11 protein-coding genes are annotated in these 16753 nt (G+C 34.6%); 6 read left to right on the forward strand and 5 right to left on the reverse strand.

The window, feature by feature from the left end:
* Positions 1-486: 486 nt before the first annotated feature.
* The 4 genes from CD172_RS06735 to CD172_RS06750 all read right to left on the reverse strand — a co-directional run bounded on the left by CD172_RS06735 (position 487) and on the right by CD172_RS06750 (position 5934).
* Complete coding sequence (locus CD172_RS06735) at positions 487-1218, reverse strand: exotoxin beta-grasp domain-containing protein (protein WP_103345869.1); 732 nt, start codon at positions 1216-1218, stop codon at positions 487-489.
* A gap of 139 nt (positions 1219-1357) precedes the next feature.
* On the reverse strand, positions 1358-2878 hold the full coding sequence (locus CD172_RS06740) for a hypothetical protein (RefSeq protein ID WP_103345870.1): 1521 nt from the start codon (positions 2876-2878) through the stop codon (positions 1358-1360).
* Between the two features lie 231 nt (positions 2879-3109).
* Positions 3110-5203, reverse strand: coding sequence for an LPXTG cell wall anchor domain-containing protein (locus CD172_RS06745; protein WP_103345871.1), 2094 nt, complete (start codon positions 5201-5203; stop codon positions 3110-3112).
* Between the two features lie 29 nt (positions 5204-5232).
* Positions 5233-5934, reverse strand: coding sequence for an exotoxin beta-grasp domain-containing protein (locus CD172_RS06750; protein ID WP_103345872.1), 702 nt, complete (start codon positions 5932-5934; stop codon positions 5233-5235).
* 584 nt (positions 5935-6518) lie between these two features.
* Here CD172_RS06750 and CD172_RS06755 point away from each other — a divergent pair.
* The 4 genes from CD172_RS06755 to CD172_RS06770 all read left to right on the forward strand — a co-directional run bounded on the left by CD172_RS06755 (position 6519) and on the right by CD172_RS06770 (position 10789).
* Positions 6519-7097 carry a helix-turn-helix domain-containing protein gene (locus CD172_RS06755; protein WP_103345873.1) on the forward strand — a complete coding sequence of 193 codons (579 nt, stop codon included), beginning with the start codon at positions 6519-6521 and terminating at the stop codon, positions 7095-7097.
* Between the two features lie 12 nt (positions 7098-7109).
* Positions 7110-7526: a cytidine deaminase gene (locus tag CD172_RS06760; RefSeq protein WP_103345874.1), complete on the forward strand. Its 417-nt coding sequence runs from the start codon at positions 7110-7112 to the stop codon at positions 7524-7526.
* Positions 7527-7899: 373 nt separating this feature from the next.
* Positions 7900-8697, forward strand: a complete 798-nt coding sequence (locus CD172_RS06765) for a tandem-type lipoprotein (RefSeq protein ID WP_103345875.1) — start codon at positions 7900-7902, stop codon at positions 8695-8697.
* Positions 8698-9097: 400 nt separating this feature from the next.
* The gene (locus CD172_RS06770) at positions 9098-10789 is read left to right on the forward strand and encodes a coiled-coil domain-containing protein (protein WP_103345876.1); all 1692 of its coding nucleotides are present in this window, start codon (positions 9098-9100) and stop codon (positions 10787-10789) included.
* 28 nt (positions 10790-10817) lie between these two features.
* Here CD172_RS06770 and CD172_RS06775 read toward each other — a convergent pair whose 3' ends face one another.
* Complete coding sequence (locus CD172_RS06775) at positions 10818-12758, reverse strand: amidase domain-containing protein (RefSeq protein ID WP_103345877.1); 1941 nt, start codon at positions 12756-12758, stop codon at positions 10818-10820.
* Positions 12759-12967: 209 nt separating this feature from the next.
* On the opposite strand from CD172_RS06775, the gene CD172_RS06780 reads away from it, so the two are divergent.
* Positions 12968-15778, forward strand: a complete 2811-nt coding sequence (locus tag CD172_RS06780; RefSeq protein WP_103345878.1) for a YhgE/Pip domain-containing protein — start codon at positions 12968-12970, stop codon at positions 15776-15778.
* Positions 15779-16081: 303 nt separating this feature from the next.
* Positions 16082-16705 carry a helix-turn-helix domain-containing protein gene (locus CD172_RS06785; protein ID WP_198649518.1) on the forward strand — a complete coding sequence of 208 codons (624 nt, stop codon included), beginning with the start codon at positions 16082-16084 and terminating at the stop codon, positions 16703-16705.
* Positions 16706-16753 lie beyond the last annotated feature (48 nt).

The raw sequence follows: 16753 nt of genomic DNA on the forward strand, positions 1-16753 counted from the left end.
TAACAAAAAAATAATTGATGATTTATAAAAATATTGCATTCTTGTATAGACAGTTTGAGTGAGAGTAAGGGTTTGAGTAGGTAATAAAACATGAATTATTTGTAGAAAATTGACGTGAAAATTATGTATTTGCATAAAAATTTTATTGAATCTGAAAAAAAGAGAAATTGAAATTTTGAGGTAAAATCGAATGGAAAGGTTGTAACTACAACGTTTTTTCAGGACGATCGTACTATTTTATTAAAAATTAATAGGATGATGCTTAATTGTTTAGGTGTAAAATTAATTGACTTTATAACTATTTTATTGTATGAGGATTGTTGTTGGCATAATAATTGTTTGCAATGTCATATTGCAGTGAAGGATATATATTAAAGTTAAAATAAAAACAGCTTTACGTAATGTTGTTTTGAGTACATTCGTAAAGCTGTTAAATAATAATTAAAAAGGGTGAGTGCACTATTTTTATGTCAGAAACAACACATATTAATAGTTCATCTCGATTTTAATGTCTTTAATATTTCTTGAATCAATCACATTACCCATTTTTTCAGCAGGCAATTTAGAATTTAGGTCAATATGATGTGAAGAATGATCATTCATATTAATAGTAATACTTCCTGATTTTTTGCCGTTTTGATAGAGTCCATAATGTTTAATTAACTGATGTCTAATTTTGAAATCAATTTGTTTAAGTGAAATTTCTTCTTTGTAAATATTAAAATTGACTAAAGATGAATGATTGCCATTTTTAATTGACAATTGAGGACTTACAACAGGACCTGCATAGTAGCGGCTATTTGATTTCGTAATACCGCCAACAGAATAATTTGTAGCTTGATAACCATAGCCTTCACCGACTATAAACACATCGATATTTGGAATTTCTCTTTGTTGGTATCTATCTTTATTTTGACCTACTAATGAGATGGTATTAAATTGATATGAGTATGGATCTTGAACATCAACTTCACGTCCATCACCATAACCTTTTTGATATTTGAAATCAAAACTATGTTTCGAATAGTACGTATACAAATTATGGATATCATTATCTTTAAGTTGGAAATATTTGTCATAATTAAATGACGGTCCATAATAAGATGAGCTTCCATAATAATATGGTGCTGCTTCTGCAGTTTGTAAGTTTGTCGTTACGACACCTGTTGTTAAAATACTTAATGCTAAACTTGCTTTAGCGATTGTAGATAATTTCATATCTATAACTCCTTTAAATCTAAATAATCTTTAATCATAATAATAGGGGAAATGCCCTTTGAAATTAGACAAAAAAAAACAGCTTATCGTCATGATAAATTAGCGTTTTTATCAAAACGATAAAGCTGTACTTAAATCATTATTGACCTTTATAAATATGACGTGCTAATTCTTTTGTATCATATGCGTTGAAATAAGTGAGTACATAACCATGAATATCATAGCCTCTTATTTCGTTACCTACCAACTTGAAATAAGCAGGGGTAATTTCAATTAAATCATCAAATGCGCGTTCTTTTCGTTGCGCTTCAGACTCGGCCACCGTAATTTCTTTTGTGACGAGCTTACTTAAAACTTTACCAGATAATGGATCTACTACGACAAAATGTAGTTTTTCACCATTATTTAGACGGAATCCAGCTGAGGAAGCGTTAAATGAAAATTTACCATCTTCACCAACTTGTAAATCAGGAAATTCATTGCCTTCTCGAAGACTAGAAGTCACATTAACTACGGCATTCGCAAATTTCGTTTTGCCTTCTATAACTTTAGTACCTTTACTACCTTCAACAGGTTTATCAATTCCATTGTTACTTACATAATCATAACCTTGTATATCGTCAACTTGTATATCATCAGTAATTGTATTCAGTATATTCACTTTTTTCACATTTGAAGGGTTATATGAAGTAATTGCGGATTGGATACTGTCGAAATCACTTGCCTGTACATTAAAAATTAAGGGGATAATTGCTTCATCTTCATCATTAGGCTTAAACGTGATAGATACTAAATCGTCTTTTTTAATTTGATAATCATCAAATGGCTTACGTTTGAAGTCAAATTCAAAATAACCTTTGTCATCGATATGTTTCCAAATACCATCAACACGAGATTTAGCATCCTTTTCAGACATATCTTTTTCATATTCACTACTATCACTTAAATTAACAAATTTATTGTTAATAGCAAGTGCGACACGACCTTTAACAGATGTATGACCTTTAATTATGCCAGAATCTTTAAGAATCGGTTCAACCCAAACTTGGTGATGACCATTATCTTTTTCTAATTGACTGGTAGGAACTTCATATGATTTATCGTAACGACCTGTATTAACACTTTTACTTAAGTCGTTACTTTCTTCCTCCATAGTACTTTCTTCATTTTCTGACTCTAAATCTAAGTCCAAACTGAAATTTGAAGATGTAACTTCTATTTCCTGATTATAAACAATCTTTCTATCGTTTAATTTATAAATGAAATTCCCTTGATTATCCGATTTTACGAGATCACCTTCAACGGAATCTACGCTCTTTTTATCTAAGTTTAATAAAATAGTTTGATTAGGTAATGTTTTACCTGTAATTTGTGTATCACCTGGTTGTACATCATTTAATGTCACAAAGTTCTTTTGTTTTTCTTTTACAACGGTTTGTTTTTCTTCTTCTACTTGTTGAACGTTTGTATTTGTCTGACTTTCATTACTTAGAGGGGGTGTTAAAGTAACTCGTGTTTGTTCAACGTTATGAGTTGGTTGGCTCGCACTAGAAACGTGTTCAGAAGCTTCTGCTTGTCCTTGGATAGTGATATACATCGCTGCCATGGCAATTGAAACCAAGCCGACTTTCATTTTACGTAATTTAAAAATCTCTTTCATTCATAACTCCTAAATTCTATCTCACATATTCATTGATTTGTCTTTAATCGCTTTTAGATTAATAATGACGCCTATACCATCTTTTAGGCGCCATGTGTTCAACTCAAAATTAAAGTTATCGTATTAAATGGCGCGTTATTTCCATTTCTTAACAATGACCACATTGCTAGGAAATGGAGATGTAACGCCAATCATCAGTCGTTGCTTATTTTTGAGTTAAAATGAACTATTTTAATTGGATTTACGTTTTCTACGTAATACGAACACTGCGCCAAGTCCAGCTAAAAGTGTACCGATTAATCCAGCGTGTGTCTCTTCTTGACCTGTTTCAGGAAGTGCTTTTGTCGCAGGTGATGGGTCTTTAGTTGCTTCTTTAGCCGATACTTGTGTTGACACAGGTGTCGGTTGATATGATTTGCCATTTACTGACGTAGAACCAAGCGTCACTACTGGATATGTTTTTGTTGCTGTTTCTGAAGTTTCCTTAGTGCCTACCTCAGTTGTAATATCCGATTTTTGATCCTGGCTTGTTTTCGGTGTTGATTCTGGACTAGCCTTTGGCGATACTTCTGGCGTTGCTTTAGGTGTCGCTTCAGAACCAGTCTTCGGTGTTGTTTCTGACTTAAGCTCAGGTGTTAATCCAGGGTTTGCTTTAGGAGTATTTTCTGGATTAACTTTAGGTGATGCCTCTAAATTAATTTTCGGATTTGTTTCTGATTTTAGTTCAGGTGATGCACCTGGGTGTTCGGTCTTTAATTCTGGTTTTTCTTTAAAGTTTGGTTTCTCTAACCCTAAACTTTTCAAATATGCATCAATCGCTGCTTTATCATTTACATCAAAATATGCGAGTACATTGCCATGAATGTCATAGCCTCTCAGTTCGTTACCTACGATTTGGAAATAAGCAGGTGTCACTTCGAGTAATTCATCCATTTCTCTATTTTTACGCTCTTCGTCCGTCTCTGCCACTGTAATTTCTTTAGTGACAAGATCACTTAAAATCGCACCAGTGAGGGGATCTACCACTGTGAAATGAAGTTTTTCTCCATTATTTAAACGGAAGCCAGCTTCAGATGCGTTAAATGAAAATTCACCTTTTTCATTTACTTGTAAATCTGGGAATTCGTTGCCTTCACCAAGACTAGAAGTTACATTGACAACGGCATTCGCAAATTTAGTTTTACCTTTAATTTCTCGAGTACCTTGACTGCTGTCTACAGGTTTATCAATCCCACGATCGCTCTCGTAAACAAAACCATGGATATCATCAACTTGTAAATCAGCAGTGCCATTATTCAAAGTCACAACTTTCTTCACATCAGCAGGGGTATATGATGTGGTAGCGGTAGCGACATTCGCAAAATCACTAGCTTTACTATTGAAAATTAAAGGAATTAACGCTTCTTCCTCATCATCTGGTTTAAAAGTAAGTGATATTAAATCGTCTTTTTTAATTTGATAGCTTTCAAAAGGTTTACGTTTGAAGTCAAATTCAAAATAACCTTTATCATCAATAAATTTCCATATACCTTCAGTACGTGCTTTTGCTTTTTCTAATGGTGTATCTTTATTAAAATCATCAAAACCTAAGTCAACAAACTTATTATTAATCGCAAGTGCGACACGACCTTTAACAGATGTATGGCCTTTGATAATGCCAGAATCTTGAAGAATAGGTTCTACTAATACTTGGTGATGACCATTCTGTTTTTCTAATTGTTTAGTAGGAATCGCATATGCCTTATCGTAACGACCCGTAGTTGTAGAGTCCGTCGCATCTACAGGTTCTTCTTCAAGCATCGCGTCTTCCGAACCTTCTTCTTCAAGGTCGAAATTTAAATTTGATGACGCAACGTCAACTTGTTGATTGAAGACGATGTTTCTATCATTTAAATCAAATTCAAATTCACCATCGTCATTTGATTCTGCGAAACCACCGTCTCCACCTTCAACTGAACCAACGCTTTTTCCATCAATAGTTAATGAAACAATTTGATTCGGTAATGTTTTCCCAGTGATCTTAGTATCGCCAGGGTTCACCTTATCTAATTTAACGAAGTTCTCCTGTACGTCCACTTTAGTATCATTTTGTTTTGCGTCAACGTGTTCAGTAGGTTGAACCGTTGCATTTGTTGGTGCTGCAGTTTCAAGTTTAGGTTGAGCCTCAACTTGTTTTTCTTCAATACTTTGATTTTCTGTTAACTGATTCACATCAGTCGCTTTTTCAGAAGCTTCCGCTTGACCTTGCATAGTCATATACATAGCCACGATGGCAACCGAAACCAAGCCTGTTTTCATTTTACGTAGCTTAAAATTCTCTCTCATCATAAACTCCTAATATTTTATTTTTATAATTACATTTCAACAATAATTTCTTTAATGTTTTTTGAGTCAATAACATCACCCATGCGGTGATCTTGTAATTTTTTGTCTAGTTCAAAAGAGTATTTGTCATCCTCTCTGCCACTATTCATTTTTACAACAATTGTGCCGTCTTTTTTGTCACCTGTATATAAACCGTGATCTTTAATTAATTGTTTTCTTAATTTAAAGTCCAACTCTTTAAGTGATACTTTTTCTTTGTAAATGTCAAATGGTCCATCTTGTTGAATTAATAAATCATCTTTTTTTGTTTTCACAGTAAGTGTTACTTTTTTTACATGATCTATATGTTTATCTTTATTAGGTAGAGTTATACCACCTATAGAACGAGTTGGAGCTTGCTTACTAGTTCCTTCACCAACTAAAAATACATCTATATCTTTCAAATCTTCATCAGTATATTTATTTTTATCAGTACCTTTTAATTCAACTTCAGAATGCTGAGAGTTGTGCAAGACTGTTACACCATTACCAGAAAAATATCCGTTCACGTTTCGTAACTCTAAAGGTGTTTTATTGTAATAATCACTTAGTGTTTTAATGTCATCTGATTTATCTTTAATTTGATCCGCTACTTTAGTTGCCGCATTTACTGATTGAGCGTTTGTTGTTATTACTCCTGTTGTTAAAATTCCTAATGCTAAACTTGTTTTAGCAATTGTAGATAATTTCATTTTCATTGCTCCTTTTTTTCTATTTCCCAAAGTAATTGATTATCGGTGATTACGTAATACTAACAATCAAACTTATTATAGACTTGAAAGTTAAAGGTTAAAATTAAATATTGCTTAACTTAACTTTAACGTTTACTAAATGTGATATAAATATTCTTTCTTTAGGGTGTAATTACTACTAAAGGAGTATCTTTTTATGGGAATAGAACATAAACGCTTATTTATCAAGGTTTTGAAGGTGTTGATTTTAGAATGTTGATAAAGCGGGGTGGACTGATATGAATAATGGATCTATTTTTAATGGGCATATATTTCTTAAATGCGTTAATAATGTCATAGATTTTTATTGAATGACTTAGTATGATATTTTTAGAAAAATCCAGCAGTATTATCTTATTTAATTAAATTGGTTGAGGGTTTATTAAAGTAGGTCTTTTTACATAGTAGAAAGGCATCATAGTCTGTATTTCCTAGGAAATAACGTACTATAAAGACTTTTATAGCATGATTTCCTTGTTTTATAAAAAGTGTTGATGGTATGACTGTCATAAACGAGTTAGATTGAAATCAAGGAGCGATTGAACATGGAAGTAGGTCATCATATTAAAGAATATCGAACAGCGATGCAGTTATCTCAAAGTGACTTAGCTGAAAAGATTTATGTATCGGCGCAAACCATCTCAAATTGGGAGAATGAAAGAAGTTATCCGGATTTACAAAATTTAATTTATCTATCTGAAGTGTTCAACGTTTCCTTAGATCAACTTGTTAGAGGAGATGTAGAAGAAATGAAACATAACATTGATAGAACACATATGGATCGTTATGGTAATGTCATGGTGATAAGTATGTTTTTAACCGCAGTTTCCTTTGCGGCAGCACTCAAGTATAGTGAAGGATGGTTTGGGTTTTTGTGTCCTTTTGTCATTTGGTTAATTTCCATGTATAGTGCAATAAAAGTAGATAAAATTAAGAAGAAACATGATGTTAAAACGTATAAAGAAATAGTCGATTATATGGAAAATGGTAAGAAAACAAAATCAATAGAAAGACACAAGTTTAAAAATGGGTTAGAAACAGTTTATATTGTGACATGTGTCGTGGGAGTGTTTTTACTCATTACACTTATAAGTATTTGGTTATTTAACAAATTACCTTTTTAAAGGAGTGTTTATATGACTATTGAAAAGCAATTATATGAAGAAGCTGTGAAGTTTATTCAACACAGGTATCCCACAGGCTGGGGTGGTGCAGCTGCAATGTATTCTAAACAAGGTCAAATTTATATTTCAGTAGCACCTGAGATTATAAATGCTGGCACAGCGCTATGTATAGAAACAGGTGCGATTTTAGAAGCGCATAAAAATGAGGACGTCATTACGCATAGCATTTGCGTAGTAAGAGATGATGAACATAGTGATTTTAAAATTTTAACCCCGTGTGGTATTTGTCAAGAACGTCTCCGTTATTGGGGTGGCGGTGTCAAAGTTGCGGTCACAAATCCAGAAAGTAAATTAATATATAAACCACTAAAAACACTTCAACCCTATCATTGGAGCGAAGCATATGATGATTTGACTGATTACAGTTAACGAAAAAAAGAAACAACCAAGACAGCCTTTAAATAGATTTACAATCAAACTTAAGTACAAAATATGTTAAATCCCTTTCAATAAATAATGATTGAGAGGGATTTTTAGTTTTATAGAAATCGATAAAGAAGTAAAACAAGTAAATTTAAAACATGAAATACGTTTATAAATAAGAAGTTATAAAGCTTAAAATTAATGAAAAAATATATGTGATTGCGCAATCAATTTTTAGTATTATTAGAGTGTAATAAATATTTTAGTTTAATAAGAAACATCAGAATATTCGACCACATTTAAAAATTAAATAAATGTATTCAAAGATATGCTTTAGTATAAAGGTTCAACTACACAAACTTATGACACGGGGGTAACTATGATACATATAAAAAAAATAAGTCTATTTATTGGTTTAGTAGTACTTACAATAATGATGGGAGGATCTGGGCTTATGAACAGTGAAAATAGTAAAGAAAACATTAATGAAACGAGTTCTGAAAAAAAGATTAAACAAAGCTTCAACAAATCATTAAAAATGTATCCGATTAAAAATCTGGAAGATTTCTATGATAAAGAAGGCTTTAGAGACGGGGAATTCGATAAGAATGATAAAGGGACTTGGGTATTAAGTTCAAAGATGGCTATTGAGTCAAATAAGGGAGTGCTTGTAAGTAAAGGGATGGTCCTATTTATTGATAGAAATAAAAAAATCGCACATGGTAAATATGTCATACATAATGTTTCAGAAGATCAAAATGGAGAGTTAAAAAGTCACGAAAAAGAGTATCCTGTGAAAATGGTAAACAATAAATTCATACCTACAAAACCAATCAAAGAAACACATATAGCTAAAGAAATTGAGTCATTTAAGTTTTTTGTACAATATGCAAAGTTCAAAGATTTAAATCAGTATAACAATGGACACTTTTCGTATAATCCGAATGTGCCAAACTATTCAGCGGAATATCAATTAAGCAATGATGATGACAATGTAAAGCAATTACGCACACGTTATGATATACCTACAAATAATGCGCCTAAATTAATTCTGAAAGGTGTAGGGAAGTTTGAAGGGAGCTCAATAGGTTATAAAACCATTGAATTTGAATTCGATAAGCGACATGGTAAAAATGTGTATTTCTCTGATAGTATTAATTTTAAACCTAGTAGATAATATGAATGAGACGTTCTATCTAAATGCTTAAACATCTAATTAAGGGTAATTGTTGTAAAAAATGTGTCTAGTCGTCAATATATCAAATGTAAAAGAGGTAATAAAATTGAAGCGATTTTATTACCTCTTTTTTCTATTCAATTAAAGTTTATACTTTATGATTCGTCTTGTTTATATCAAGAGACTTATTTGAAGAATTTTTTAGAAAGTAACGATGCGTTAGTACGATTTGTATAATGAGGAATCCAGCGTTAATTGTCCAATATAAACCTAATGCTTGGTATAACACAAGGCATCCCTCTTCTATCTACCTTTAATTAAATTTCTCGAATTCTTTCTCTATGATTTATTGTCATTTCCGTCTATAATGTGAATGAGTCAAATTAGAAAGGTGAAGTTTATGAAAAAGGTGAGAAACAAACATTGGCATAGTCGTAACTTGTTAAATCGTTCTTTTAAAGTGTCCAGTGCTGTATTGGTTATCTCAACGGGCTTGATGGGTAATCATATTTCTCCCAATGTGAATGCACAAAATGTTACACATGTGAATCAACAACCATCTCTGGAAACATATATTCAACAACGTCAAGCTGAAGTGAAGCAGTGGCGCACGTTAACCGATCAACAAAAATCGCAATTGACATCAGAGTTGAGTCAGGCGAAAAGTATTGATGAGATTGATCGTTTATTAAATGAGGTTAAGTCAACTTCGACGCAAAATACCCGTCAATTAGAAGAGGCACGTGTGATACGTGAACAATTGAACAACAATATGGATCGTTTTTTTGCAGAACTCAATCACTCAGGTAATAAAGTTGATGGGGGTAAACTAAATGATGTGAACCTCGATACTACGACGTCTGCACGTCATTTGCTGGATGAATTGAATCAAAAAGATCCTAAAAGCAATGATATTAAAACAGATATTCAACAATTGTTAGGGTTACCGAATAGGACCGCAGCACTTGATAATTATGTCTCAACGAAGGAAGAGACTTTACAAGCTTTTGAGACAAAACTTGCGCAACAACCGAATTTATCAGAGGAGCGGAAAGCGTTATTATCGAAAGAAATTGATGCGATAAAACATCAATTAAATACGCAAAATGATCTCGTGCTCAATCGACTGAAGTCAAATGACCATAAATCACAAGCGGTGACGTCTTTAATCAGACAAACGTTTAATGACAAAGAAGCGAACGCGATTTTACAACGTGTTCAAACGAAAGGGAAGACGGATGCACAAATCGCAAACCAGTTGGTTAGTGAATTTGATCGCTTGTCGGCACGTTCAAGTGATGATGTATTGCGTTCAATGATTGACAATTCATCGAATCCTCAAGAATTGCTTGAGGCATTGCTTTCTACACGTTACGATTCAATCGAAGCGACTAAAATAGCGTCTGACATTTTAAAAGGGCATCCGAATAGCGCGCAAATTGTGGATCGTTTGAAACAACGTTATGGACCTCATATGACAGGCGATGACATTTTAGAAAATGTGTTGGATCAAGCGCATGATAAACGCCAAGCTCTCGAAACGATACTCGCGTCACAGTTTAATGACGAAACAGCACGTGCGCTTGCACAACGTATTGCAGATAAGGCTGATTCTCGTACAGCGCTGTTAAAACAATTAAAGTCAGATGCGGATGGACGTCTCAATGATATCATTAAAGCCAAAAATGACCTTGAACGTTTAAAAGCACGGATTGGAAAAATACTTGGATTTATCAATGGAATGGAGGGCCTCTTAAATGAGCGTCATGGACGTAATTTACTCGGAGGGCAGTCTGACCTGTTAGAACCACTGGGTTTATTTGGTCAAGGAGTGAACGGTAAGCAAATATTGGATCGTATTCCTGACATTCCGAATCCGAAACAAGGTCGTGCATTGTCACTCATTGAGCCCTCAGACGACTTTTTAAGTGGTTTGTTCGACCATGAAGGTAATTTTGATTTACCTGCTGCGGGTCAAGTGGCGAAACAAACCCTATTGCCATTAGGGATAGCGCTCATCATTATAGGTGGTTGTATCATTTGTATTACTCACCGCCGTAAATCTAAAACGAATAAAGACTCCAGAGCGTAATGAGGCGCTTCTGGAGTCTTTTTAATGTTTATTTACCTTTAATATATGTTAACGATTCTGCATCGGATGCATCGATGGTGCGATAGGAAATGACTCCTAATCCTTTAACATTGGATTCTGAAATGACGATAGAACCGTCTGAATTGACTTTTTCTACGAATGCGACGTGTCCATAGTATGCATCAGCGCCAAGTTGACCGGGTTCGAAGACGACAGCGCTGTGTTCAGATGGAATGGAACGGACACTGTAACCATCATTGGCCGCGTGTTGATCCCAATCGCGCGCATCACCTAAATGACCACCGATATGAAGGCCAAATTGCGCCATGCGGTTGTAAACATACCATGTACATTGACCTTGAGGGTACGCTGCGCCACTAGCAGCTTCAGTAAATGGTTTGAAGTCTGAAGATGAAGCTTCACGCGTTGGTGTAAAGTTGGACAAATCAGGCATGGAAGTATGATCAAATTGTGTTAAGTTGTAATGTTTAATAATACTATTTAACTTATCTGCATAATGCGAATCTGTAGCATAAGTTATCGCAAGATGTGCTGTGGCATCTTTATAAGTTGCAGCGTCACTTTTCCAAGCCGGTTGATAGATGTATGGATTCCCGTCTATCCCTTGTTTCATTAAATCGGCATAATCTTGAAGTGATGCTTTTTCATTTGGATAGCTTCGAAACGCTGCTGAGATTTGATATAACGAACCATCATGATCTTCAAGCGTATTAAATGTGGCAGATTGCCCATGATACGCGCCTTTAATACCAAATAAATTGTAGTGAGGTGCACGTGCTAATGCGCTGTTACCGGAATCAGATTCTAAAATCGCTTGGGCAATCATTACAGATGCATAGATATCTTCTTTTTGGCCAATATCATGTGCATCTTTGGCGATGTTTTTAATAAATGCTCGTGTATCTTTATTTTCTGTAACGATGTAAGCGTTAGACCCAGATGACGCGTCTGAAGTATGAGGTAACGTCTCGAATGTTGCTCTGGCTCTATAGTTGGATGCTTTTACATCATGATTAAATGATTGCTTCGGTGTTTCACTATGTTCCATTTCTTTTTGAGAAGGTAACTGTGGGTTTGTGTCGGTTGTATGTTTAGGTAAGTCACCTTTTTTAGCATTTTCTTCGTTTGTTTTAGTATCAGGTGTAGATTTCTTTTCTTTGCCATAGGCATCGATTAACGCATCATCTACGTGGTCGCTAGTCGTTGAGGTATCGTTGTTTTCAGTAGTTTTACCTTCAGTATGATGGTCTTCAGTAGTTGGCGCTTCGTTAGATGACATTTCATCATGCTTGCTATCAGGCGTTTCTGAAGATGTGTCCTTATCACTCGGTTGATTAGACTGAATTTTATCCGTAATGTTGTCGAGCTCATTCGCCACTGCTTGGTCACCTTCAGAGAGATGACTGTTATCTCGTGATGGTTCAGATGTTGACTCTGACGTAGATGCATCATGCGATGAAGGTGGTTCTTTTGTCGTCGTTTCATTCGTAGTAGGATCAACGTCTGAATGCGCAGTTGATGGTGTTGATTGTGACAGGTTAGGATCGTTTTCTGTTGTGTTGACGTCTTTAGTAATGGAATCTGTAGCTGGGTCTAAAGTGAGCCAATTGTCCCAAAAGTGCGTCGAATGTTGGCGTGTTGGATGAATCACGTCTAATGGATGATTAAAAGTATCTAGCCATGATGGCAACCATGAAGGTGCCGTCGGTTTTGACATTTTTGCTTTAGATTTCTGAGCAGATGATTTCGTTTTGTCATCTTCTTTTTTAGTATCTTCTTGTTTCTCATCCGACGATTTAGAAACGTGAGATTGTTCTGTAGAAGGAGCCTCTATTGTTGGATTGTCAGAGGCATCTTTGGTGGATTCTGCATGAATCGTACTGACAGAGTATGAAGGAAATACTAGCGTAGTTGAAAGCATACAGATAAGTAATTTATGTGACTTCATAGCGCTACCTCTCTTTAAAATTTAATCATTATCTATGTACAAGTGATGGTTGAAATTGTTAAAATGTTAATACTTGCCAATAAAGTTGACGAACATCAACTTTATTTACTACACAACGTAACGAGACCATTATACCAATTTATTGGAAATATACAAATGAAAATTTGAATAATATGCATAAGAAATATAGAATAAGCTTGAGGTGCTATATGAAAAACGCGATAAAATTATTTAAGATGGATTTGAAAAAAATTGTTAAAGCACCGGCAGTGTTCGTCATTCTCGCAGGACTCGCACTTCTTCCTTCTTTTTATGCATGGTTTAACTTAGACGCCAACTGGGATCCTTATGGAAATACAAAAAATATTAAAGTTGCAGTCGTCAATGAGGACGAAGGAGATAAAGTGAGAGGCAAATCGTTGAATGTAGGCGATACTGTGGTGGAACAATTGAAAAAGGATGACCATTTCGATTGGGAGTTTGTCAGTCGTGAAAAAGCGGATCACGATTTACGAATGGGTAAATACTATGCGGCGATATACATACCTAAGGCGTTCACCCATCAAATTACCGGAACCCTTCGTAAAAAGCCAGAACGTGCGAACATCGAATACAAAGTCAATCAGAAATTAAATGCGATTGCGCCAAAAATGACGAATGCAGGGACAAGTGCGATTGTTCAAAAAGCGAACGATAAATTCAATGAAACTGTGACGAAAGCATTGTTAAAAGAAGCCAATCGTTTAGGTATTAAATTAGAAAATGAAATACCAACCATTAATAAAATTAAAGAAGCCGTTGAGACAGCTAATAATGCTGTTCCGAAAGTAAATGAAGTCGCCAAAAAGATTTTATATTTAGACGAACATCAAAATGAAATCGATCAAAAAGCGAATGAATTTAGAAATTTAGGACGTTATAAAGGTGACGTTTTAGATGCGGTCGATAAGTTGAATCAAGTGAATAACGCGATACCTGCTTTAAATGAGCGCGCAAAATTGATTCTTGCGTTGAATGCATATATGCCGAACATTAAACGTGTGTTAAATGTTGCGGCGAATGATGTGCCACAAGCCTTTCCGAAAATTAATCGTGGTGTCGATATCGCCAGTCAAGGTGTGGACCAAGGCCTCCAAGGTTTAAATGAAGCAGAGCGCTTTTTAAATGATATTGACCGCCGTATAGGTTATACGCAACAACTACAAAACGCGCCACAAAATCCACAGGTACAAACACCAACGAATATACAAACGGCACCGCAAAGTACATCAACAAACGGAAGTCATATTCAAACGGCGCAAATGAGTACGGCGAGTCAAGCGCCTAACGGAACGTATGATGCCAATGATGTCAATGCGATGGCGTCTTCGTTGTCACAAGCGTTATTATCCATGTCAAATCAAGTTGATCAACAAGCACAAGGCAGTCAACAAGATGTTAAGACTTTAGAAAATGTGTTATATGGCATCATGGCGTCTAATCATCCGAAAGATTTTGTGCCTACGTTGGATCATTTAAAATCTAGATTAGAACTTACAAGCAAATCCAATCAACAATTGATCGATACGTTAACAGAGCTTGAGAATAAAGAAGGCGTAGACCTTTCTTCAGAAATTAAAACGTTAGAAGCAACAAACAACAATGTGAATAATGCAATTAAGAAAATCAATCAACTAAGCACGGCATTATCAAATGGCAGTTCTGGTAAGGCTGAAGCTATAGATTTATTAAAACAATTGTCAAAAGTGAACACGAGTTTGGAAGAATTAAGTCAATTCATCCAACATGACTTAAATCAAAAATTGTCTGACGTGGCGCAAACGATCATTTCCGCATTAAAAAATGGAGACGTTTCGTTAGCGACCTTACAATCTAAATTAAACACGATTCATCAGATCATTGATAATGGACAGGCAATTTTACAAAATGCCAAGTCTCGATTAAATGTGATTCAAAGTGAATTGCCACTTATTGAGCAGCGTTATATTGATGCGATGACCGTCGCCCAGCGGTATTTTCCACAACTTGAAAAAGATGTAGCCAAAGCAGCAGCATTTGTGAGAAATGACTTACCAGCATTAGAACAACGTTTAGCGGATACAACCGCAACAGTGAATCAAAATGTACCGAACTTATTTAGCCGTTATGATCAACTCGTGCGCTTACTTAATGAAAACCAACCACAAGCGAAGCGAGACTTACACCAACTGGCTGAATTTATACGCAATGATTTACCGGGTGTAGAGCGTGATTTAGCGAAAGCAGATAAATTGTTTAAGGAAATCGATAGAGATGATACGATTAATAAATTAGTCGATTTACTTAAAAACGATTTGAAAAAACAAGCAGATGTCATTGCGAATCCAATAAAAATTAATCAAGAAGATATTTTCCCAGTGAAAGATTACGGTTCAGCAAGTACACCTTTCTATACAGCATTAGCAGTATGGGTAGGGGCACTCTTAATGGTTAGCTTATTAACAACAGATAATAAACATAAAGAGTTAGATTACTTGTCTAAACGTGAAATTTATTTAGGAAAACTCGGTCTATTTTACATTATTGGAATCATCCAAGCATTGATTGTCTCTATAGGAGATATAGTGATACTCCATGCGCAAGTTGAAAGCGTACCTTGGTTCATTAGCATCACCGTATTATCGTCACTTGTATTTGTTACGATCGTGTACACACTCGTATCATTACTAGGGAACCCAGGTAAAGCGTTAGCAATCATTTTATTAGTATTACAAATCGCAGGTGGTGGGGGAACATTCCCAATCGAAGTGACACCTGAATTCTTCCAAAAATTACATCCATTTATTCCATTCTCTTATGCCATAGACGCATTAAGAGAAGCAGTAGGTGGTTATGTACCAGTGATATTAACACGCAAAATCGTCACATTAATGATATTTGGCATTAGCTTTTTAATTGTCGGTATTATTTTAAAACCAATCACAGATCCAATTATGAGAAAAGTTGCAGCAAGAGCTGAAAAAAGTGATGTAATGGAATAAAAGAAAGCCCTTTAACGTTGAATGAGAACATTCAAGTTAGAGGGCTTATTTAGATCACTGTAGTTTTTAAAAAAGTATATAAATATTTTGCCTTAGTGTATTATTATATTTAAATAATAATGAGGATGTTATATGAGTCGGATAGACTGATTATTTCTCGGGAAATAAAACAGGTATTTATTATTTAATACTAATGTTTTGAATTATCTATATATGTCAGTGTACTGTCATGTGATTGGCATGTTAGTGACGTGTTTGATGACTAAGCAATCGCGTATATTATGTTTAGATGAAATGAGGTGAATGACACTGGTAAATAGAAATATAGTAATTGAAAAAAGACGTTCTAAAGGTTGGACGCAAGAGCGATTAGCTGAAAAGGCAGGATTGAGTGTCAGAACGATCCAAAGAATTGAAAAAGGGGACGACAGTAGTTTAGAGAGTTTGAGTCTGATAGCGAATGCATTTGAAATATCAATATCTGAACTATGTAGTGAGGACACCCCTTCTAAGGAACAACTATGTAATACGATTGATGCTGAACAATTAGAACAATTAAATCAGAGGAATGCAAAAAATAGTTTGTACTTTGTATTCATGTTAACCTATCTTTTCATAATGATAAGTATTATGGTTTATATTGGAGTTCAGTACGATAACGCTGAAAATAAAAATATATTAATTGTGCTTACTTTGATGTGGGTTTTTATTTTTGTAATAGGTTGGCTTATAATTTTGTACGTTAAAGCTTCTTTGTGGCGAAGAAAACTTGATAGATGGTATCCACTAACTAAGCATTTATCTAAATGTAATAAGAATTTTAAGAGTTTTAAATCCAATAAAACGGTAGATATCATTTCACAGCTAACATGGAAAGTAATCGTTCCAGTATTAATTATTTTAAAGTTTGTACTACACGTTTTTTGAGTTCACTATATATGTACTATGAAAGTAAAATATAAAAAGGGTGAGGAC

This window comes from Staphylococcus agnetis (genome assembly GCF_002901865.1).
Taxonomy (GTDB): Bacteria; Bacillota; Bacilli; order Staphylococcales; family Staphylococcaceae; genus Staphylococcus; species Staphylococcus agnetis.